Source organism: Bacillus sp. FSL R7-0166 (genome assembly GCF_038008935.1).
Classification (GTDB): Bacteria; Bacillota; Bacilli; order Bacillales; family Bacillaceae; genus Bacillus; species Bacillus altitudinis.
In genome coordinates this window covers 851622-872855 of the sequence record NZ_JBBPAC010000001.1, presented here as the reverse complement: position 1 = coordinate 872855, position 21234 = coordinate 851622, and the positions used below count along the sequence as shown (strand labels likewise).

Here is a 21234-nt window from a genome sequence, read left to right as displayed (position 1 = left end):
GCAGGATGCATATCACACATGCGTTGCTACACGATGTAGCGAACTTAGCATGTGATCATTTCCTGCCTCGTCAGTCTGACTGACTACCTATGATGTATCATAGGATTTTTTATAAAAACTCGAATTAACAGGTACGTTTTGTCTTGTTTAGTTTTCAAAGATCATCTTCGTTATCGCTCAGAGGCGACTTTCTTAATATAACATTTGAGCACCGTGTGCGTCAAGTGTTTTTCTGAAATTCTTTTTGTCCGCTTTTCTTTCAAAGCAACTCGGTTGCTCATTAGCGACGTTTAATAATATACCATCATAATATTCATGCGTCAATATCTTTTTTAACAAAATATCCTCGATGATAGATTTTTTGCCCCTTCGTCTCAATTGGCTCTACTAGCACAATGCCTTTTTCCACAAAGAAATCAATCATCACACTAAGATCAGGCGTGAAATGTTTGAGATCAGGATGTGCAAGAAGCTCGCCAAACAGCCAAATTTCCTGCTGTTCCATGACATGACGCAAATGAGCCGCACCAATTTCTGCTTTTGAATGAATCAAGAAATCATTCGCTAGGAATAAAAGTTCTAACCGCTTATGAAGACTTTCGTGGCTTTCAATCAACTCTGAATAAAGTTTATATACTTCTGGCTCCATATGACGTACTTGGTTCCAAACGGTCACTTCTGGGTGGAAGCCTTTATCAATCACTTCAATACGCGCCAGATGATGCAGGGCATGCACAATGGAATTATATGCATCGAGGAATTGATTTGATTCAAAAAATGCTTTTCCTTCTATATATCTACGAATGAGCTTGCCATATTCTAAACCAATTTTGAGCTTACGGTTAGAAAACGGGAATGTACTCAGTTCATCAATCAAGTTGAAAATATATTCATTTCGATCAAACAGGACTTTGCCGTTTAAAATCCAATCAATAATCCGCCTGTTGGTACCTAAGGTAATCCATTCCTTCAACTGATCATCTGTGACAACATTTAAAGAAGCTGTTTGGTGATCGGATTCATAGTGCTTAATAAATAACGGTTCTTCCGCATCCTTTACGATGACTAGAAGCGCTGCATCAAAGTTATCCGTCTCAGAAGATACTTTATGTCTTCTTTCTACTATAATCACAGCTAATGTATCTGGATGACTTGCTCTCTCTTGATAAATAGGACGGAGAAGATTTTCCATAGTGATTCCTCCAATACTCGGGTGTAAGGTTCTTCTCTAATGCTATGTATTTCTCCTCATAGAATCAAAATTCCTTCAATACATGAAAAAAGATCGTTGAATCATTATAAGCAATTTATTCACAAAACTCTATAACTAATTCAAACAGAAAGGTAAAATGTGCTATATTGGAGATAAGGGGGACTAGGGATGGCGAAATACTCCAGTAAGATTAATAAAATCAGAACATTTGCACTTAGTTTGGTTTTTGTTGGTTTTTTGATCATGTATATCGGTGTGTTCTTCAAGGAATCGGTCTGGCTGTCGACCTTCTTTATGCTACTCGGCGTGTTATCGATTGGTTTGAGTACAGCCGTTTACTTTTGGATCGGTATGCTTTCTACGAAGGCAGTCCGGGTCGTATGTCCAGGCTGTGAGAAGGAAACAAAAGTGCTTGGGCGGGTGGACATGTGCATGCATTGCAGAGAGCCACTTACACTCGATCCAGCATTAGAAGGCAAAGAGTTTGATGAATCCTACAATCGAAAAAAGTCATAAAAATAAGCTGACCATTCAACTGGTCAGCTTTTTCATTAATGATTTTCTTTTTTTGCACATTCTTGACAAGTGCCATAGATCTCCAAGCGATGATGACTTACTGTAAAGCCTGTCACATGGGATGCAAGCTGTTCTACTTCATCAAGGCCAGGATAGTGAAAGTCCACAATCTTTCCGCAGTTTTCACAAATCGCATGGTAATGGTCAGATGTCGCAAAGTCAAATCGGCTTGAGGAATCCCCATACGTTAATTCTTTTACTAATCCAGATTCCCGGAAGACTCGTAAATTGTTGTAAACCGTTGCTACACTCATATTAGGAAATTTCCCTTCAAGTGCCTTATATATATCGTCCGCGGTTGGGTGTGTCATAGAATTTACGAGAAACTCCAAGATGGCATGGCGCTGCGGAGTAATTCGAACACCGGTTTCTTTTAGAGCATCTAAAGCGTCTTTTAGTTCGTGAGCAGCCATTTCATCATGCACCTCTCTTTTCAAAAATATTCTTATATTATAATCTTTATAAATAGTGTACCCCCAGAGCCGAAACTTTGTCAATTACAATCCTCTTTTTTACCTATTCTTCAATACAAAAAAGACCGGCACGACTGCCGATCTCATCACGTCAACAGATTAAGCGTGAGCTTTCAGTTCCTCAAGCGCTTCTTCCACATGATCTTTCACCTTTACTTTACGCCACTCTTTCACAAGCTTTCCTTCTTTATTAATAAGAAACGTTGAGCGTTCAATTCCCATGTATTCCTTACCAAAGTTCTTTTTCAGCTTCCACACACCGAAAGCTTCAGACAATTTTTGTTCGTCATCTACAAGAAGCAGGAAAGGTAAGTCATGTTTTTCTTTAAACTTTTGGTGCTTGTCTTGACCGTCTGGGCTTACGCCGATAATCACAGCATCTAATTCGGCAAAGCTTTGATGGCGGTCACGAAAATCACAGGCTTCCGTTGTGCAGCCCGGCGTCATATCTTTTGGATAAAAATAAAGGACAATGTGTTTCCCTTTAAAATCAGAGAGCTTTACTTTCTCTCCATTATCACCAAGTAATTCAATATCAGGTACTTGCTGCCCCACTTCGATTGTCATGATACAATCCCTCCAACCTATTTTTTCATTAGCCTATCCAATTTCGAGAAGATATTCAACTAAGGACGCTTGCATCGGCATGTTAAAATAATGATAGACGACGTGATACGTTGAGATAGGAGGCTATTTATGAAATTCACCGAATCAGAAAAATTACATCAAGAGGCGCTGGAGCATATTGTTGGAGGGGTTAACAGCCCATCTCGTTCATATAAAGCAGTGGGCGGCGGGTCACCTGTTGCAATGGAAAAAGGCGAAGGCGCTTATTTTTGGGATGTTGACGGAAACCGTTATATCGACTATTTAGCAGCATACGGTCCAATTATTACGGGACATGCTCATCCTCATATTACAAAAGCCATCACGAAAGCAGCCGAGTCGGGTGTCCTTTACGGAACACCAACGAAGCATGAAGTCACTTTTGCTAAGATGCTGAAGGAAGCGATGCCTGCTTTGGACAAAGTTCGTTTTGTCAATTCAGGTACCGAAGCTGTGATGACGACAATCCGTGTCGCTCGCGCTTATACAGGCAGAACAAAGATCATTAAGTTTGCCGGATGTTACCACGGCCATTCTGATCTTGTGCTAGTTGCGGCCGGCTCTGGACCTTCCACTTTAGGAACACCAGATTCAGCGGGCGTGCCTAAAAGTATTGCTAATGAAGTCATTACCGTTCCATTCAACGATATAGACAGCTACAAAGAAGCATTAGACCGCTGGGGTGATGAAGTAGCAGCTGTTCTTGTTGAGCCAATTGTCGGGAACTTTGGCATCGTAGAGCCTAAAGACGGTTTCCTGCAGCAGGTGAATGACCTGACTCATGAAAAAGGGGCTCTAGTCATCTATGATGAAGTCATTACAGCTTTCCGCTTTATGTATGGTGGTGCACAGGACTTGCTTCAAGTAAAACCTGACCTCACTGCATTAGGTAAAATTATCGGCGGCGGTCTTCCAATCGGCGCTTACGGCGGCAAAAAAGAAATTATGGAGCAAGTCGCCCCGCTTGGACCAGCCTACCAAGCTGGTACGATGGCAGGTAATCCCGCCTCCATCCTTTCTGGTATTGCATGTTTGGAAGTGTTAAAAGAAGACGGAGTCTACGAACGTCTGGATCAGCTCGGGGCCATGTTAGAAGAGGGAATTTTAGCCCACGCAAAAAAACATCAAGTAGATATTACAGTGAATCGCTTAAAAGGTGCTCTCACCATTTATTTTACAAAAGAAACGATTGTGAACTACGAGCAGGCTGAAAATACGGATGGTGAAATGTTCGCCCGTTTCTTTAAATTCATGCTCGCACAAGGTATTAACCTCGCTCCTTCTAAATATGAAGCGTGGTTCTTAACCATTGCACATACTGAAAATGATATTTCTGAAACGCTCAAAGCGGTAGATCATGCGTTTGAACAACTGAAACAATCATAATGAAGAGAAAAACAGACGTAAATTCATGCGTCTGTTTTTTTATTTACCAGCTCTTGATTGTCAAAAGCGAGTGAATCTGTTACATTTTTTCTCAATACCTTCTTTTGATGTTTTCATGAACTTTCAAAAATCACTTGAATATTTCGGAAGACCGCTGTATATTACTTAGTTGTTTCATCAAAATATTTATGATATATGACAAGTGGTCATCTATTATCGAAAAGAAAGGAATGCAGGGACAAAACCAATGAAACTTGGAGCCCGTATTTTAAAAACTGGTATTGCCATTGTACTCGCGCTTTACCTGGCAACATGGCTTGGGTTGCCGACACCCGTCTTCGCGGGAATTGCAGCTGTATTTGCTATCCAGCCATCTATTTATCGATCATTTTTAACGATTGTTGATCAAGTGCAAGCCAATATTATTGGAGCAGCACTTGCCATTACGTTCGGTCTGCTTTTTGGCACAGGACCAGTCATCATCGGCTTAACTGCCGTCATGGTCATTGCGATTAATTTAAAGCTGAAGATTGAACACACGATTCCGATTGCACTCGTAACCGTCATCGCGATTTTAGAAAGTGCAGGGGATCATTTCCTTTCCTTTGCCTTAATTCGAACAGCAACTGTGGTGTTAGGCGTACTTTCTTCATTTTTAGTGAATTTGATTTTCCTGCCGCCAAAGTATGAAACAAAGCTTGTTCATCACATTATGGAAAATACGGAGGAGATTTTAAAATGGATCCGTCTGAGCTCCAGACAGTCTACTGATCATTCCACTTTAAAGGATGACATCGATCAAATAAAAGAACGCATGATCAAATTAGATCACATTTACTTGTTATACAAAGAAGAACGAAGCTATTTAAAGAAAACAACTTATGTCAAATCTAGAAAGCTTGTTTTATTCAGACAGGCAATCATGACGTCTAATCGAGCGCTGTACTTGCTGAAAAAGCTTCATAAGTTAGAAAATGAAATTCATTTGATGCCAGAGCATTTCAGAGAGAGCTTAACAGATGAGATTGATTATTTACTGTACTGGCATGAACGTACCTTGATGAAGTTTGTTGGAAAAATGAAACCGCAGGACGATGATTTTCAGAATGAATGCTCTCTTCGTCTTGAAGCATTAACGAAATCATTTATTCAGCACCAGCAAAATCAAGAAAACGACTTGCTGGATTACAATATGCTGAATGTGATGTCGAGTATTATTGAATACCGTGATGAATTGGAGCATCTAGATACTTTGATTACAAGCTTCCAAACGTATCACCCAAAAGATAGTGAGATTGAGACAGAAGAAAAAGAAGCTTAAATCGAAAAGACCGATTCTTAGAATCGGTCTTATTTTATTTTCTTCATTTTAGGATCAAGGGTGTCTCTTAATCCATCTCCCATCAAGTTAAAGCCAAGAACCGTCAGCATGATCGCAATCCCCGGGAAAAATAAAGTCCATGGCGCTTGTACGAGATAAGGTCTCGCATCTGCAAGCATTTTCCCCCACTCTGGACTTGGCGCTTGTGCACCTAATCCTAAAAATCCTAAAGCCGCCGCTTCAATAATGGCAGTACCAATCGCAAGCGTCGCTTGAACGATCACCGGCACCATACTATTTGGCAGAATGTGACGAAGAACGATGCGGCGGTGTGACATCCCGACTGCCTTTGCTGCTAAAACGTATTCTTCTTGCTTAATGCTCAGCACTTTTGAACGAACCAGCCGGCCAAATGTCGGGACGTTAATAATTGCTATGGCAATAAGGGCATTTTGTAAGGAAGGGCCTAAGATGGAAACGATCGCAATCGCTAATAGAATGCTAGGAAAAGCGAGTAAAATATCAAATAGTCTTGAGATGACAGCATCCAGCAATCTACCGCCGTAACCTGCCATCAATCCGAGCAATGTTCCTAAAATAACCGACCCGAGAACGGAGAAGAAACCCACCCATAATGAAATCCGAGCTCCATGCACGACTCTAGAAAATATGTCTCTCCCGAAATCATCCGTACCAAACCAATGCGCAGCTGAAGGGGCACTAAATCGTTCGCCTAGTGACTGCTCGTTGATTCCATAAGGAGCAATGAGCGGTGCAAAGATTGCTAGGATCAGGAATAAAAAGACAATCACAGTGCCAATGACCGCCAGCTTGTGCTGAAAGAACAGTTTCATCGATTCAAGAATCAGTGATTGAGAGCGTTCTTCCTTTTGTTTAGGTGCTTGAAGCTCTTTTTGCGCTTCCATGTCGTCACTCTCCTTCTCTTAGTATTTAATCCTCGGATCAATGACTGCATACAAGATATCCACAATGAAATTGATCAGCACAAATATGAGCGCAACAACAAGAATGCCAGTTTGAATGACAGGATAATCACGATAGCTAATGGCATCGTAAATATACCGCCCAATTCCCGGCCAAGCAAAGATCGTTTCTGTTAAAATGGCTCCGCCTAGCAAGAGACCTGTTTGAAGACCAATAATCGTTAAAATCGGAATGAGCGCATTTTTCAGCCCATGCTGATAAATGATGAAAAATGAACGTACCCCTTTTGCTTTTGCTGTTCGAATAAAATCTGAATGAAGAACTTCCAACATACTTGCCCTCGTAATCCTTGCAATAATCGCAGCAGGAATCGTTGCGAGAGCGGTACTTGGTAAAATTAAATGCTTGATGCTGTCAAAGAATTGATCAAATCGTCCTTGCAAAAGCGTGTCCAGCGTATGAATATAGGTGATCGACTCTACCGGATTTCTGACGTTTTCTCGTCCTGTAGTCGGCAAAATACCTAATTCAATCGAGAATAGCCACTGTCCCATTAAGCCTAACCAGAAAATCGGCATGGACACCCCAATGAGCGCAATAAACATGGCCACATAATCAAAGAAAGAATGTTTAAACCACGCACTAATGATTCCGGCATTCACACCGACAATAATCGCCAGCAACATAGCGAAGAAAGTCAATTCTAATGTAGCGAATAAGTAAGGCTTCATTTCCTGGGCAATAGCCGCTCCTGTTCGTATGGAAGTCCCTAGATCGCCTTTTAAAAGCCCCAGCATGTAGTGACCATATTGTACGTACCACGGCTGGTCTAAACCAAGCTGAATCGTCAATTGCTCTACTGCTTCTTTCGTTGCCCGCTGTCCTAAGATGACCTGCGCCGGATTTCCAGGGATAAACCGAATAATAGAAAATACAACTAAGGTCATTCCGATCAGTACTGGAATGAGCATTCCTGCTCGCTTCATACAATAAGCAAACAAACAGCTTTCACCGCCTTTTCATGGTTTGGATAAGGGAGATCGAACGATCTCCCTTATTTGCTTATTCGAAATATACGTCAGTCAATGCTTCGGAACCAGTCGGATGCGGCTGGTAGCCTTTTAAATCTTTAGATGCGGCAAGCATTGGAATTGAATGGACTAATGGAATCCAAGGCGCTTCATCATGAATGATTTCTTGAGCTTCTTGATATAATTCATTTCGCTTCTTTTGATCCGTATCGGTCTGCGCTTCAATGAGGATGTCATGCATTTTATCGTTTTGGAAGAATGTATAGTTGTTGCCGCCAATACTGTCTTTATCTAATAATGTATAGATGAAATTATCAGGATCGCCATTGTCCCCTGTCCATCCTAATAAGAACACATCTGCTTCGCCTTTACTTGCTTTATCTAAATAAGTCGCCCAATCATATGTGACGATTTCGGCTTTGACACCAACTTTTTCAAAGTTTGACTGAATGACTTCAGCTACCTTCATCCCGTCTGGCATATATGGACGCGGCACAGGCATTGCCCAAAGCTTGATGCGAAAACCGTCAGGGAAGCCTGCCTCTTTCAATAGTTCTTTTGCTTTTTCCGGATTATATGGATATGGCTCAATCTCGTCATTGTAGCCTTCTAATGACGGAGGAAGTGGATTTTTTGCTGGTTCAGCAAGTCCTCCATAAAACGACTCGATGATTGATTCTTTATCAACTGCATAATTGAGCGCCTGACGAACCAACTTGTTATCAAGCGGCTTTCTAGTCACTGTCAGCCCGATATAACCTACGTTCATGGATGGTCTTTCAATCAGCTGGAGCGCTTTGTCTGTTTTAATACCATCTAAATCGGACGGATTGACGCCATCCATTAAGTCGATTTCGCCTGTTTTAAGCGCATTTAAACGAGCAGAGTTTTCAGGAATAGAGCGGAAGATGATTTGTTTCAGTTTTGGTTTATCTTTTTGCCAGTAATCTTCGTTCTTTTCTAAGACAATACGATCGTTCTGCTTCCATTCTTTAAACTTAAATGGTCCTGTGCCAACTGGGTTTTCTCTAAATGAATCACCGCTTTTTTCAACTGCTGCAGGACTGGCGATACCAAATGGTGACATGGCGATGTTTTTCAGAAATGTTGCTTGAGGGCGTTTGAGTTGAAATTCAATTTCATGCTCTCCTTTGACGATGATGTCTTTAATGACATGCCCTTTATCTTTTTTATAGCCGCCAAACATGCCGTAGTAAGGAAATTTTTCGGCATCTCCATTCATCCAGCGGTCAAAGTTGAATTTTACAGCTTCTGCATTAAAGTCTGTGCCATCGTGAAATTTCACACCTTCTCTTAAGTAGAACGTGTACGATTTTCCGTCCTTTGCAACATCCCATTCTGTTGCGAGGCCCGGATGGATGGTCGTGTCTTTTTCACCGTAATTCAAAAGCTTTTCAAACATATTCTCTGTGACCTTAAAGGTTTCGCCTTCTGTTGTTGTAATCGGATCAAGTGACGTAGAGTCCCCTCCTCTGCCAAATACGAGAGTGTCTTTTGTGGCTTTTTCTTCTGATGTTGATGAAGATGAACAGCCCCCTAAAAATAACGCAAGTGCTAGCACAAGAATGAAACTACTGAATAACCATGTCTTCTTCATTGTGTTCCTCCTTTTGATATAAATAGCACGCAGCTGCATGACCTGTTTCCTCCTCATACAAAGGCGGAACAGCTTGCAAGCATTGCGCCCACCTTTTTGGACATCTTTTATAGAAAGGACAGCCATCTTCTGACACCAGGGTGGATTCTTCCGCTGACACATCCTGCGTTTCCAGCACGTGATCCATATGTGGAATGGATGTCAGAAGAAGCGATGTATAAGGATGAAGCGGCTTGTGAAATACGTCCTCCGCAGGACCCATTTCTACAATACGGCCAGCGTACATCACTGCAATTCGGTCGCTCATATACTTGACAACGCCTAGATCGTGAGAAATAAACAAGTACGTCAGAGAAAGCGTCTTTTGCAATTCGAGCATTAAATTCAAAATTTGCGCTTGAACCGATACATCTAAAGCGGAAACTGGCTCATCGGCAATCACAAGACTTGGATGAGTAATGAGCGCCCTAGCAATTCCAATACGCTGCCTCTGACCGCCGCTGAATTGGTGCGCATATCGATCTCCATAAGATGGGTCAAACCCAACAATGTGCAGCATCTCTTTTACCCGCTTTTGTCTTTCTGCTTTTGTTCCATGTTTATGGACAATGAGCGGTTCTTCTAAAATGTCTTTGATTTTCATTCGTGGATTTAAGGAAGCGTATGGATCTTGGAAGATCATTTGAATGTCTTTTCTGAAGGAACGCATGTCTCGTTCTTTCAGAAGCGTCACTTCTTGTCCTTTCATTTGGATTGAGCCAGAAGTCGGTTCGATTAATCTCATTAAGCTTTTGCCAAGGGTTGATTTCCCGCAGCCAGATTCGCCCACAATGCCGAGCGTCTCTCCTTCTTTCACATGAAAGGACACTTGATTTAAAGCCAAGGTCGTCTGTTTGTGTTTAGAAAAAAATGCCGATGTGTCATAACGCTTCGTCAGTTGATTCACTTGCAATAGTGGGTGATTCAGTGTCTTCTCCTCCTTCCATTAGAAAACATGCGACGCGGTGATTGTGTGAAATGGATTGTAAAGATGGGTCTTTTTCAAGACATTGCGTCATTTGATATGGACAGCGTGGTGCAAATTGACAGCCGGACCGAATAGCTCCTGGCTTAGGTACATGACCCGGAATAGACATGAGTTTTTCTTTTTTCTCTTTAAATGATGGAACAGAGGCGAAAAGACCTTTCGTGTAGGGATGCAGAGGTTTTTGAAAAATACGGTCAACGGTTCCTTCTTCTACGATTCGACCGGCATACATAATCATGACACGCTGGCATATTTGCCGCACGACGCCTAAATCATGAGTAATAAATAAAATAGCGGTGTCCATCTCTTCATTTAACTTTTTGAGCAAACGAAGAATTTGTGCTTGGATGGTGACATCAAGTGCAGTCGTTGGTTCATCTGCAATCATGAGCTTTGGGTGACACAGCATCGCCATCGCAATCATCACACGCTGACGCATGCCGCCCGATAGTTCATGTGGATATTTTTTGAGTAATGACGCTGCTTGTTTCAGGCCTACCGTTTGAAGCAAATCTACTGCCTTCACTTTTGCTTCTTTTTGGCTGATAGTCTGATGTGTAAAAAGGGCTTCTGTCATTTGCTTGCCGATGGTCATGAGTGGATTGAGAGAAGTCATGGGTTCCTGAAAAATCATTGAGATGTCATTCCCTCTGACCTCTCGCCATTGTTTCTCCGACAGTGACAGCAGGTTTTGACCTTCAAATTGTATGTGACCTGTTGTTTCTGTTTGGTGATTCAGCCCCATTAAAGACATCGATGTGATGCTTTTCCCGCAGCCAGATTCGCCCACAATACCTAAGGTTTCTCCTTTTTGAATAGAGAATGAGATGTCATGAACGATCGGCACTCTCTGCTTTTTTTGCTGAAAGGCAATGGACAGCTGTTTGACATCTAGCAATACTTCTTGTTCTTTCACATCTTCACCACCCCGTCATACTTTTTAAAATTGTATTGAGACAAGCTGGGAAATATGTCATGTTTTTGACAAGCATAAAAAAGCCTATCCGCTAGAATCGGATAGGCTTCTACTAATTTAATGTTTGAATGGTAAATAGATGGCGATAGTGGCTGTCTCGGTTCATTAATTCTTCATGTGTTCCTTTTTCCACAATCTCGCCTTGTTCCATGACCACAATGAGGTCCGCATGTGTAATCGTTGATAAACGGTGCGCAACTATAAAAGTTGTGCGATCTTTTGCCAGCTTTTGCATCGCTTCTTGAATGTAATGTTCACTTTCTAAATCAAGTGCAGACGTCGCTTCGTCTAAAATAAGCAGCGGTGGATTTTTAAGAAATACCCTTGCAATTGAAATTCGTTGTTTTTGACCGCCTGATAGCTTTACGCCACGTTCTCCTACTTTCGTGTCATATCCTTCAGGAAGAGACATGATAAAATCATGCGCATTAGCCGCTTTGGCAGCCGACACAATTTTCTCAAAGGATGCTTCCGGGTCTCCCACAGCGATATTTTCTTTAATGGTGTCACTGAATAAAAATGTATCTTGGAGCACCATCCCGACTTGATTACGCAGGCTTCTTGCCTTGTACTCTTTAATATCAATGCCGTCAATTTCGAGTGATCCGCTTGTGACATCATAAAATCTTGGAATTAAGCTGACGAGTGTCGACTTCCCTCCGCCGCTCATTCCTACAAGCGCAACGGTTTGGCCTTTTTCTACTTTCAAGGAGATATTGTGTAAAATCTCTTCCTGTGTATGTTCGTAACGGAACGTCACATCTTTAAATTCTACCTCTCCTTTTAAGTGATTGGCTTCTTTTGCATTGGGCTTGTCTGTTACTTCATACGGTTCATCAATAAACTCAAAAATACGATCCATTGAGGCTACTGACTGAGTTAAAGTCGTCGATGAGTTAATGAGACGACGAATCGGGTTGTACATCCGGTCAATGTAGCCAACAAAGGCAATCATTGTCCCAATTGAAAGCGACCCGTTAATGACGGTATAGCCAGCAAAAGCAATGATGAGCAGCGGCGCAATGTCTGTGATCGTATTGACGACGGCGAAAGTTTTGGCATTCCAATTCGTATGATTGATCGCTTTGTTTAAGAAATTTTTATTTTCATCGTGAAAATTTTCTTGTTCGTATTCTTCAATCGCAAAGCTGCGAATGACAGGCATTCCTTGTACTCGCTCATGCAGGTGCCCTTGTACCTCAGCGAGTGCCTGCGATCGCTCTTTTGTCAGCTTGCGAAGCCGTCCGTAAAAATACTTCACTGCTAACGCATACAGCGGAAAAATAATGACAGACACAATGGTGAGTTTAAGATCCAGTGTACACATAATGGCTATCACAATCAGGACGGTCATCAAATCAAGCCAAATGTTCATAAGCCCTGTGATGACAAATTCCTTTGTTTGCTCCACATCGTTGATGACCCTTGAAATAATTTCCCCCGTTCTCGTGTTGGCGTAATAACGAAGGCTTAGCTTTTGAATGTGCGAGAACAGCTTTTCCCGAATATCAAATAATACTTTACTGCCTGTCCACTGCGCATAGTATTGTCTGTAGTACTCAACAGGCGGTCTCATCACTAAAAATAAAACAAGCATGATTCCCATAATAATAAAGAGAGTGGATGTTTTTTCTTCAGCCGATCCAGAGCCTTGAATGACATCATCAATGACATACTTTAAAAGCAGAGGCAATGTTAAGGGAATCGAGAACTTAATCATTCCGATCACCATTGTCAATGCAATCTGTTTTTTATACGGTGTTACAAAAGCCATGTAACGTTTTATGACCCCCATGTAAATCTCCTTCCCAATCTATCAGTGCCTCTTATCCGTACGCAGTCAAAAACCTGTTGGCTTTGAAAAGCCAAACAGGTTTTAGCTGCTGTTACTTATTTTGTATAACGCAAAAAACGTTCATACCACATATCCACAAATTCTGGAGCAAACGGTCCTTTCCGCTGGTGAATCCAATGCAGTAATGTATTTAGATGCTCTCGTAAGATACTATCGATTTCTTTTGGATAATTCATCTGCCTCTTATGATCTGCATATTCATCCTCATCCAAAATATTATACGTCATGTCCGGAAAGACTTTGACATCTAAGTCGTAATCAATATACTTAATCGCCTCTTCATCTGTCGCAAAAGGAGAGCTGATGTTGCAGTAATAATACACCCCATCATCTCGAAGCATCCCAATGACATTAAACCATTGTTTTGCATGAAAATAGCAAATAGCCGGTTCTCTTGTCATCCATGTTCGGCCATCGGATTCAGTCACCATTGTTCGATCGTTTGCACCAATGATACACAATTCCGTTGCTTTCAGAATGGTGGTTTCATTCCAAATCCTGTGGATCAAGCCATTATGTTTATAGCTTTGAATTTGGATGGTTTCTCCTTCCTTGGGATAGCCCATATTTTCTCCCCTACTTTCTATAACAAACAAACCTAACAGTCCAAAGACCTAATTTCCCAACTAAACATGTCTCTATTATATTATACCGTTACATCATTAAAAAATGAAATGAAAAAGCCATTCAACCCAATTGAACGGCACACTCTTTTACATCACGGTTGATCTTTTCTCCATTTGTTTATACGAATTGATGACTTGTTTAGTCTGTTTTGTAAATAGTGTTTGGACTTTTTGCAGTTCCTCTCGTTTCCGTTTGATTTGATCATGAAGCTTATGCCGCTCTTCCTTTTTTTCACCTTGCAGCAATTGTTTTTCTGTCTCTAAGTACAGATCAAGTTCTCCTTGTACATCGAGCAGCTGATCCATAAGCTGCATTTGTTCTCTGACAAGCTGATCGAAATCAGACATCTAACTCCTCCCTTTCATTCGTATCGACTTTTTGTATCTATACCATTTCTTGAAAGAAGGAAGAAGTCCTTTGACTGTTTATGTAGAGGTTTTACAGGTTTTGTCGGATGGTGGGGAGAGGCAAAAAGAAAAGCACTTCATTCGTAGATGAAGTGCTTCCCTCTGTTTCAGTGATTAGCTGTTTTGTTGTTTGTTTTGCTCAGCTTTTTGGTTGTATTTTTTTACGTGCTGTGCGTCAGTCTCGCTAGCAAATTCAGTGCCATATTGACCACCTTGTGCAGCAGCTTGGTTTTGTTTTTTCACTTGTTGTGCGTTTGTTTTGTTTTGTTGTTTATCCATCATTATCACCTCCACGCACATTAATTTGTGCAGAAGGTGTACATCTTATTCATGATTTTTTTAAACAAGCAAAGAACGTCCGCCATCGACGATAATCGTCTGTCCTCTAATCATATCTGCTTTGCCTGATACAAGGAATTCTACACTGTCGACCATGTCTTTAATTTCCACCATACGGCCTGCTGGTGTATTTTTCTTAGCGTCTTCTAATAGCTCTTCACGATTTGGGAAGTGCTTGAGTGCATCTGTATCGATGGCGCCGCCTGATACGGCATTTACGACGATATTTTTTTGTGACAGCTCAACGGATAGGTAGCGTGTCAAAGCTTCTAGTGCTGCTTTAGATACACCGACCACCGTGTAGTTTTCAAGGTAGCGGATAGAGCCTAGTGAGCTAATGCTGACGATATGTCCGCCGCCGTTTTTCTCCATTAATTTGGCTGCTTCTTGTCCGCAGAATAACAAGGCTTTCGCATTGATATTCATGGTCCAGTCCCAATGATTTTCTTCAAGATCCATGATTGGGCGCTGAACGCCAGATGCCGCATTGTTCACAAATACGTCTAAACGGCCAAACGTTTCGTCAATTTGCTGGAACATGTCTTTGATTTTCTCTGGCTGACCAACGTTGGCTTTGACAACTAATGTTTTAACACCCATCGCTTCAATTTCTTCAGCTGTTTCAAGTGCTGCTTTTTTGCTTCTTGCGTAGTTAATGACAATGTCATATCCTTTTTCAGCCAGGCGAAGGGCTACTTCTTTCCCGACACCTCTACTGCTGCCTGTAATTAGTGCACATTTACGCTTGTTCATTATGGTTCATCTCCTGATTTGAATAGTTTTCGTCCATTCGCTTCACACTAATAGGAAAGTTCCTATTAGGAGGTTACATTCATGTATGTCGGACGCGATTTAAGCCAGCTTGGCATGATGTCAAAGGATCAATGGAAAGATACTGAGCTTGCTTTTTTTCATCATGCTTTCCAACAAATTTTACCTTATTTAAACGAAGAAGGGCAATCTAAGTATCGAGAAATCATTTCTGAAATTGAAAACCGCGGGGGTCTGCACCGAAATGAAGCCGATTATACCCATGGTACAACGGTTAAATATGACTAGGCTGTTCAAGTGCCATCTTCCATATTTTTTGATGTGAGACTGGCAAAGCATATGCCTCAAATTCTTCTGTTGTGACTTTTTTCAGCATCGTGTCATCAGATACAGAGGTCACACGTCCAAAGAAAACAGAAATATTCCAGATGAGGTGGGTAAATACATGTTGAATGGTGCCTTCTAAATCACCAAGTTCTGCTTGTACACCCGCTTCCTCTTTTAAGAAATCAATCAGCTGCTCTTTTTCCGTTTTTCTTCCCTTCATTGTTTCCATGTTTGGGAACTCCCATAAATTCGCAAGCAGACCTGTACTTGGACGCTTATGAATATAGAGGTGGCCTTGATCATCAAATAACACCACCGCTGCCATTGATTTCGCAGTCGGCTTTTTCTTTTTACTTTTCACCGGCAGCTCATGCTGAACGCCTTCCTCAAGTGCCGAGCAATGCATGTTTACAGGACAAATGAGGCATGCGGGAGAGGTTGGGGTGCAAATAAGCGCACCTAGCTCCATTAGCCCTTGATTGAATTCTGACGGCTTTTCCCGGGAAATGAGCTGATCAACCGCAAATTCGAAAATGTTTCTCGTTTTTGGTTTTGCAATATCATCCCATATGGACAAGATACGGGAAATGACCCTCATCACGTTGCCGTCTACCGCAGGGTATGGCTTGTTATAGGCGATACTCAGCACTGCGCCGCTCGTATACGGACCTACACCTTTCAGCTTTGAAAATTGCTCTTTCGTATCAGGGACAACGCCCTCGTAGGATTCATATACTTCTTTCACAGCAGCCTGTAAATTACGCACTCTTGAGTAGTAGCCAAGACCTTCCCATGCTTTCATGACCTTTTCTTCATCAGCTAGTGCGAGATCTTTCACCGTCGGGAATTGCTCCATAAACCGGTTGAAGTACGGAATGACCGTATCCACTCTCGTTTGCTGGAGCATCACTTCTGATACCCAGACGCGGTATGGATCTTGATTTTCACGCCATGGAAGTGTTCGTTGTTCTTTTTCATACCAATCAATTAAATCATGCTGAAAACCCGCAATATCTTTGCGGTCCAGCTTTTCTTGAATGTCTTTCATCTCTATACTCCTTCTTATCGAACCGAGAGCTAACGTTCTGAAAAGAACCTTATTTGTTGTATACTGTTTGTAGATACGTTAACATGTTACATTAAATCGGGATAAAGCAAAAGTGATTTTGCACATAGTCTTGTTGAGAAACGTATACTTTGTATGATTGTTCCTAAGCATGACAACTAGGAGGTAATCAATTGGACACTGGTACTCATGTAGTAATGGGCATTTCTCTTGGGGGACTTGCGCTTTTAGATCCAGCCGTCAGCGCAGATCCACACATGGCTCATGCCGTGATGATTGCGACTATTGCCGGCTCCCAAGCACCAGACATTGATACTGTGCTAAAACTAAAAAATAATGCAGTTTATATAAGAAATCACCGAGGATTTACTCATTCCATTCCGGCTGTACTGTTCTGGTCATTGCTGATTCCGGCTGTGATTTTCCCATTTGTGCCGGGGGCAAATTTACTTCACCTTTGGTTATGGACACTATTAGCCGTCGTGCTTCATGTGTTTGTCGATATTTTCAATGCATACGGCACACAGGCCATTCGGCCATTTTCAAAGAAGTGGGTAGCGCTAGGGATCATTAATACGTTTGATCCGTTTATCTTTTTTACACATCTTGTCGCCATTGTCGTTTGGGCGATTGGCGGGCATCCCGGCTATACGTTCATCTCGCTATATGCCGTGATTTTTTGTTATTATATCGTCAGGGTCATCATGCAGCTTCAGATTAAACGTCAGCTGCGTGCACGGTTCGATGAGATTGAAGACATTATTATTTCGCCTACAATGAAGTTCAGACAATGGCGTATTGCTGTGAAATGTAAATCCTCTTTCCATGTTGGACGCAGTATGAATGGTGAGATCATCATTTTAGACACCTTTAACCGTGTGCCGGTCCCTGATACTGAGATTATGAAAATTGCCAAACAGGATGAAAACATTTCAGCCTTTCTCTCCTTCTCCCCTGTCTACCGGTGGGAAGTAGATAAATACAAGGATCATTATGAAGTCCGGTTTATTGATTTGCGCTACCGCAGCAAAGGTCACTATCCTTTTGTTGCGATCTGCCATATCGACATGGACCACCAAATCAAAAATTCCTATACCGGCTGGATTTTCAGTGAAGAAAAACTGCAAAAAAAATTAAGACTCGGCTCTGTGTGAGCGAGTCTTTTTTTGTGCTTACATCTTCGTCATATATTCCACAATAAACTCCCAAAAGCCAGGTCCCTCTTGGTAAATCAGCCAGTCTACTTTTTCGATGAGTTTGATGTAGAGTTCTTGTTCGAGGTCTTCCCTTTCTTGATATGCCGTGTTTTGTAGTTTCTTTTTGATCATGGGTGTGAAGGTTTCAATGAGTTCTTCCATTTCTCCATTGGTCATTTTGTCTTCGTTCACGGACATTTCCCCCTGTTTCTTCTTTTAGTTTGTTGAGCGCTTTTTTGTGGATGTTTGAGATGTTTTGTCTCGTTTCGCCTAGCCGGTCGGCTATTTCTTTCATTGTTTGACCATCGACATAGATTTGGGTTAGAACCATTTTTTGTTTTTCTGTGAGCTGCTGATAGGCCTTGTACAATCTTGGGTCTTGCAGGTGCTCCCCTAAGTCTTGTTGGTTAAAGAGCACAGCTTCATACGTATCTGTTTGAACAGGGTCTTTCACTTCTTGCGTATCAGGATGATCGAGTATGAGCGGAAAACGCTGCTGCTTTTTTTTCACTCGTTTGTCAAAGTCGACTGAAAAGATGCGGATCATTGTGGAAATATACTTGATGATGCGGATTTTTTGATAAAACTGCTTGAACTCGGAATCTAGTTTTTTCGCATTTTCTTCGTTTGGCTCTTCCATGACTTGCCTAAGCAGTTGCTGGTTTTTAGGATTGCTTAAAAATTGCTGAATGAGCGGGTGGTCAACGATTTCCTTCCATTTTGCTTTCAATAACAGCCGATAATCCATGTGCATCCTCCCCTTTGTTCTCTCTACTTGCATTAAGTGGACAAAAGTTAAAAAAAGTAAACTTTGTGAAACGGGTCTAATGGTTCATTTTCTCCCCCTTTGCTTTCATATTTCTTCTTTCATACCACTTATAGAGAAGACGAGCATCCGCTGGGAGGTGAGATAAATGGAGACCTTTTTTTCGGAGGAATGGTTGAAGCAGCTCGGTCAGGCTGGCTTTCCTGCCATTTTGACGGTTTATTTGCTGACACGCTTTGAACGAAAGTTTGATGAATTAAGCAAACTCATCCAACGATTGGTCGCTGTTCAAAAAAATGATGAATCAGATTGACATCTTCTTGATTCGTTTCACCTTATGAAAGCGAGGGCGAAATGAAAGGCCTTTTGTCACCTCACACAATACGATGTTGAAAGGGGATTTTATCATGAGTGAAAAGCAAAATGGGGTACCGCAGCCGATTCGAGGAGAAAAAGGAGCAACGGTCAAAATTCCACGTAATCTCGAGCGAGACAGGCAAAACCCAGATATGCTCACGCCACCAGAAACCGATCATGGAACGGTTCCCAACATGAAATATTCTTTTTCTGATACGCACAACCGTTTAGAAAAAGGCGGCTATGCAAGAGAAGTCACGGTACGTGAACTGCCAATCTCTAAAAGTCTTGCCTCTGTGAACATGCGGCTAAAACCTGGTGCAATTCGCGAGCTGCACTGGCATAAGGAAGCGGAATGGGCGTACATGATTTATGGGGAAGCCCGAATTACATCGGTTGATGCAGAGGGGCGGAATTTTACAGAGGATGTGACTGAGGGAGATTTATGGTACTTCCCTTCTGGCTTGCCGCACTCTATTCAAGCACTTGAACCAGGAGCTGAATTCTTGCTTGTGTTTGATGATGGTTCCTTCTCTGAAAATAGTACGTTCCAAGTGACTGATTGGCTTGCCCATACCCCAGAGGAAGTCGTTCTCCAAAACTTTGGAATGACAAAGGAGCAATTTAAGAAGCTGCCAGAGAAAGAGAAGTATATTTTCCAAAAAGGAATTCCTGGTTCCCTTGAATGTGACAAGGTGAAAACAGAGCAAGGAGAAGTCCCGAACTCCTTTAAATATGAGCTGTTAAAGCAAGAGCCGATTACGTCAAGCGGTGGACAAGTGTGGATTGCGGATTCTACCAATTTCAAAGCGTCTAAAACGATTGCCTCCGCTCTTGTGAAAGTTGATCCAGGTGCCATTCGTGAGCTGCACTGGCACCCAAATACGGATGAATGGCAATATTTCATTTCTGGAAAGGCACGAATGACGGTCTTTGCTTCTGATGGACATGCGAGAACCTTCAACTATCAGGCGGGAGACGTTGGCTATGTGCCATTTGCGATGGGGCATTATGTAGAAAATACAGGCGACGAACCGCTCTATTTCTTAGAAATCTTTAAGAGCGATCATTATGCAGACATTTCACTCAATCAGTGGCTTGCGGTCACACCGAAACAGCTTGTTTTGGATCATTTAGATCAAGGCGAAGATTTCTTAAAACTGCTTGATACAGAAAAACACCCTGTCATCGCTGCCCCTAAAAAAGAGGATTAATTCCACCTTCCTGCAAAAAGGCTGTCCTTTTTGCAGGTATCTTCATGTAAAGGAGTGTTGTTTACCCATGCAACAATCTGTTCACGCTTTATGGCAAGGGCTGAAATGGCTCATGGCGCTATCAGCTGTCTGTTACATATTTTTGTTGTTTTGTGTGCTGTTCTTTCATTTGACCGGTGCTTTTTACCAATCGATTTTATCGCTGCTACTGTTTATGGGCATCTATGTTGTACTTGGGATCTCTTTTGAACATCTGGAACACGTGCTCATGCGGTTTGTTCGTAAGTGTCGGTCCAAAAAACGATCCATCGTTTTCTATACCGTTTTATTTCACCTTTTGTTTATTTGGGGTGCTGTCTACTTATCAGATGAATTGGTTGACGGCATTTTGCTGACTACTTCTGAAGAAATTCTCTTTGCGCTAAGTCTTTGGCTATTTCATTTTTTGTTTGATTATGCGTCGTTTTCGTTTGATAAGGAAGCTTCGTGAGGCGCTATCGTCTTTCTGTAGAGAGCGCTTGTTTGACCTGCTCCATATGATGGAGATCATGTTTAATCAAACCTTGAAAATAACTTGATAACGTCAGCTCGGTTTGACCGATCAGAAAGGGTGTAGCCCAGCGAGATGCTTCGATTTTCTTCATTTCTTGAAGCAATTTTGTTCTAACAGCAATAAATCGCCCGATCGTCTCGCTTCTCTCTTCCTTTCTTGCTCTTTCGGCTGACTGCTGATTCATTTCATGCACATCAGGTGCCTGAGGTAACGCTTTATTGTTCCAAAATTCCTTTAGGCGATCGTGTAAAATAAATTCATCCCATGGAACGAAATGTGCGATGATCTCAGCAATGCTCCACTTTCCATCAGCGATGGCGCTACGCCATTCTTCTTCTGTTACTTCCGTTAGTGACTGTACCCATTCAAGGGTGTGTTCATAGTGTTTTATCACGGTGTCTTTGTTCATGTTTTGTTATCCCCTTCATGTTTTTAAAAGAAGTTGATCAGAAATTGGTTAGTTTCATTCTTGCTAAATCATTTATAACATATTATCATATACTTTAATTACCAAATGAAAAGGGGGAATTGTGATACGCTGTCCTATATGAAAAAGCTAATTTTTTTGCGCCAAAATAAACCGA

At 41.7% G+C, this 21234-nt stretch carries 24 protein-coding genes and 1 pseudogene; 8 read left to right on the top strand and 17 right to left on the bottom strand.

Features of this window, described 5'->3' with window-relative positions:
- Positions 1-313 precede the first annotated feature (313 nt).
- Positions 314-1192, bottom strand: a complete 879-nt coding sequence (locus tag NST01_RS04385; RefSeq protein WP_007496752.1) for a nucleotidyltransferase-like protein — start codon at positions 1190-1192, stop codon at positions 314-316.
- A 189-nt stretch (positions 1193-1381) separates the two neighbouring features.
- On the opposite strand from NST01_RS04385, the gene NST01_RS04380 reads away from it, so the two are divergent.
- On the top strand, positions 1382-1729 hold the full coding sequence (locus NST01_RS04380; RefSeq protein WP_007496750.1) for a YgzB family protein: 348 nt from the start codon (positions 1382-1384) through the stop codon (positions 1727-1729).
- Between the two features lie 35 nt (positions 1730-1764).
- Here NST01_RS04380 and perR read toward each other — a convergent pair whose 3' ends face one another.
- Both perR and bcp read right to left on the bottom strand, forming a co-directional pair.
- Positions 1765-2202: a peroxide-responsive transcriptional repressor PerR gene (gene perR, locus NST01_RS04375; RefSeq protein WP_003217782.1), complete on the bottom strand. Its 438-nt coding sequence runs from the start codon at positions 2200-2202 to the stop codon at positions 1765-1767.
- Positions 2203-2361: 159 nt separating this feature from the next.
- Complete coding sequence (bcp, locus tag NST01_RS04370; RefSeq protein ID WP_007496746.1) at positions 2362-2829, bottom strand: thioredoxin-dependent thiol peroxidase; 468 nt, start codon at positions 2827-2829, stop codon at positions 2362-2364.
- A 129-nt stretch (positions 2830-2958) separates the two neighbouring features.
- Here bcp and NST01_RS04365 point away from each other — a divergent pair, with 129 nt between their 5' ends.
- Together NST01_RS04365 and NST01_RS04360 are read left to right on the top strand one after the other, a co-directional pair.
- Positions 2959-4254 (top strand): glutamate-1-semialdehyde 2,1-aminomutase, encoded by a 1296-nt coding sequence (locus NST01_RS04365; protein WP_341041573.1) that lies wholly within the window; start codon positions 2959-2961, stop codon positions 4252-4254.
- A 247-nt stretch (positions 4255-4501) separates the two neighbouring features.
- On the top strand, positions 4502-5575 hold the full coding sequence (locus NST01_RS04360) for an FUSC family protein (RefSeq protein WP_025206980.1): 1074 nt from the start codon (positions 4502-4504) through the stop codon (positions 5573-5575).
- A 29-nt stretch (positions 5576-5604) separates the two neighbouring features.
- Here NST01_RS04360 and NST01_RS04355 read toward each other — a convergent pair whose 3' ends face one another.
- The 10 genes and pseudogenes from NST01_RS04355 to fabL form a co-directional block, all read right to left on the bottom strand.
- Positions 5605-6501 (bottom strand): ABC transporter permease, encoded by an 897-nt coding sequence (locus NST01_RS04355; RefSeq protein ID WP_007496739.1) that lies wholly within the window; start codon positions 6499-6501, stop codon positions 5605-5607.
- Between the two features lie 18 nt (positions 6502-6519).
- Complete coding sequence (locus tag NST01_RS04350) at positions 6520-7521, bottom strand: ABC transporter permease (protein ID WP_007496737.1); 1002 nt, start codon at positions 7519-7521, stop codon at positions 6520-6522.
- A 61-nt stretch (positions 7522-7582) separates the two neighbouring features.
- Positions 7583-9169 carry an ABC transporter substrate-binding protein gene (locus tag NST01_RS04345; RefSeq protein WP_265786184.1) on the bottom strand — a complete coding sequence of 529 codons (1587 nt, stop codon included), beginning with the start codon at positions 9167-9169 and terminating at the stop codon, positions 7583-7585.
- The gene (locus NST01_RS04340; protein ID WP_019743187.1) at positions 9144-10121 is read right to left on the bottom strand and encodes an ABC transporter ATP-binding protein; all 978 of its coding nucleotides are present in this window, start codon (positions 10119-10121) and stop codon (positions 9144-9146) included. Before NST01_RS04340 ends, NST01_RS04345 begins: the two co-directional genes overlap by 26 nt.
- Positions 10090-11112, bottom strand: coding sequence for an ABC transporter ATP-binding protein (locus NST01_RS04335; protein ID WP_138825425.1), 1023 nt, complete (start codon positions 11110-11112; stop codon positions 10090-10092). Before NST01_RS04335 ends, NST01_RS04340 begins: the two co-directional genes overlap by 32 nt.
- A gap of 112 nt (positions 11113-11224) precedes the next feature.
- Positions 11225-12967: an ABC transporter ATP-binding protein gene (locus NST01_RS04330; protein WP_041090773.1), complete on the bottom strand. Its 1743-nt coding sequence runs from the start codon at positions 12965-12967 to the stop codon at positions 11225-11227.
- Positions 12968-13062: 95 nt separating this feature from the next.
- A complete protein-coding gene (ntdP, locus tag NST01_RS04325) occupies positions 13063-13593 on the bottom strand; it encodes a nucleoside tri-diphosphate phosphatase (RefSeq protein ID WP_008341956.1) in 531 nt (176 codons plus the stop codon).
- 147 nt (positions 13594-13740) lie between these two features.
- Positions 13741-14001: a YgaB family protein gene (locus tag NST01_RS04320; RefSeq protein WP_019743185.1), complete on the bottom strand. Its 261-nt coding sequence runs from the start codon at positions 13999-14001 to the stop codon at positions 13741-13743.
- Positions 14002-14175: 174 nt separating this feature from the next.
- Positions 14176-14325, bottom strand: a pseudogene (locus tag NST01_RS04315) (gamma-type small acid-soluble spore protein); the annotation flags it as partial.
- Positions 14326-14400: 75 nt separating this feature from the next.
- Positions 14401-15153 carry an enoyl-[acyl-carrier-protein] reductase FabL gene (gene fabL, locus NST01_RS04310; protein WP_007496726.1) on the bottom strand — a complete coding sequence of 251 codons (753 nt, stop codon included), beginning with the start codon at positions 15151-15153 and terminating at the stop codon, positions 14401-14403.
- An 81-nt stretch (positions 15154-15234) separates the two neighbouring features.
- Here fabL and NST01_RS04305 point away from each other — a divergent pair, with 81 nt between their 5' ends.
- Positions 15235-15459, top strand: coding sequence for a hypothetical protein (locus NST01_RS04305; RefSeq protein WP_008341962.1), 225 nt, complete (start codon positions 15235-15237; stop codon positions 15457-15459).
- Here the strand turns inward: NST01_RS04305 and mutY are convergent.
- Positions 15446-16546 carry an A/G-specific adenine glycosylase gene (mutY, locus tag NST01_RS04300; RefSeq protein ID WP_025206974.1) on the bottom strand — a complete coding sequence of 367 codons (1101 nt, stop codon included), beginning with the start codon at positions 16544-16546 and terminating at the stop codon, positions 15446-15448. The genes NST01_RS04305 and mutY overlap by 14 nt on opposite strands.
- A gap of 191 nt (positions 16547-16737) precedes the next feature.
- Between mutY and NST01_RS04295 the strand changes: the two genes are divergently transcribed.
- The gene (locus NST01_RS04295) at positions 16738-17718 is read left to right on the top strand and encodes a metal-dependent hydrolase (protein ID WP_061418435.1); all 981 of its coding nucleotides are present in this window, start codon (positions 16738-16740) and stop codon (positions 17716-17718) included.
- An 18-nt stretch (positions 17719-17736) separates the two neighbouring features.
- Here NST01_RS04295 and rsoA read toward each other — a convergent pair whose 3' ends face one another.
- Both rsoA and NST01_RS04285 read right to left on the bottom strand, forming a co-directional pair.
- Complete coding sequence (gene rsoA, locus NST01_RS04290; protein ID WP_038475040.1) at positions 17737-17958, bottom strand: sigma-O factor regulator RsoA; 222 nt, start codon at positions 17956-17958, stop codon at positions 17737-17739.
- Positions 17906-18508 (bottom strand): sigma-70 family RNA polymerase sigma factor, encoded by a 603-nt coding sequence (locus tag NST01_RS04285; RefSeq protein ID WP_017366877.1) that lies wholly within the window; start codon positions 18506-18508, stop codon positions 17906-17908. The genes rsoA and NST01_RS04285 overlap by 53 nt, the downstream gene beginning before the upstream one ends.
- Before the next feature lie 166 nt (positions 18509-18674).
- Between NST01_RS04285 and NST01_RS04280 the strand changes: the two genes are divergently transcribed.
- The 3 genes from NST01_RS04280 to NST01_RS04270 all read left to right on the top strand — a co-directional run bounded on the left by NST01_RS04280 (position 18675) and on the right by NST01_RS04270 (position 20587).
- Positions 18675-18839: a YvrJ family protein gene (locus NST01_RS04280; protein ID WP_003217819.1), complete on the top strand. Its 165-nt coding sequence runs from the start codon at positions 18675-18677 to the stop codon at positions 18837-18839.
- Positions 18840-18933: 94 nt separating this feature from the next.
- Positions 18934-20097 (top strand): oxalate decarboxylase family bicupin, encoded by a 1164-nt coding sequence (locus NST01_RS04275; RefSeq protein WP_025206971.1) that lies wholly within the window; start codon positions 18934-18936, stop codon positions 20095-20097.
- Between the two features lie 67 nt (positions 20098-20164).
- On the top strand, positions 20165-20587 hold the full coding sequence (locus NST01_RS04270) for a regulatory YrvL family protein (RefSeq protein ID WP_108611439.1): 423 nt from the start codon (positions 20165-20167) through the stop codon (positions 20585-20587).
- A 4-nt stretch (positions 20588-20591) separates the two neighbouring features.
- On the opposite strand, the gene NST01_RS04265 is transcribed toward NST01_RS04270, so the two are convergent.
- Positions 20592-21059: a DinB family protein gene (locus NST01_RS04265; RefSeq protein WP_025206969.1), complete on the bottom strand. Its 468-nt coding sequence runs from the start codon at positions 21057-21059 to the stop codon at positions 20592-20594.
- Positions 21060-21234: the final 175 nt, after the last annotated feature.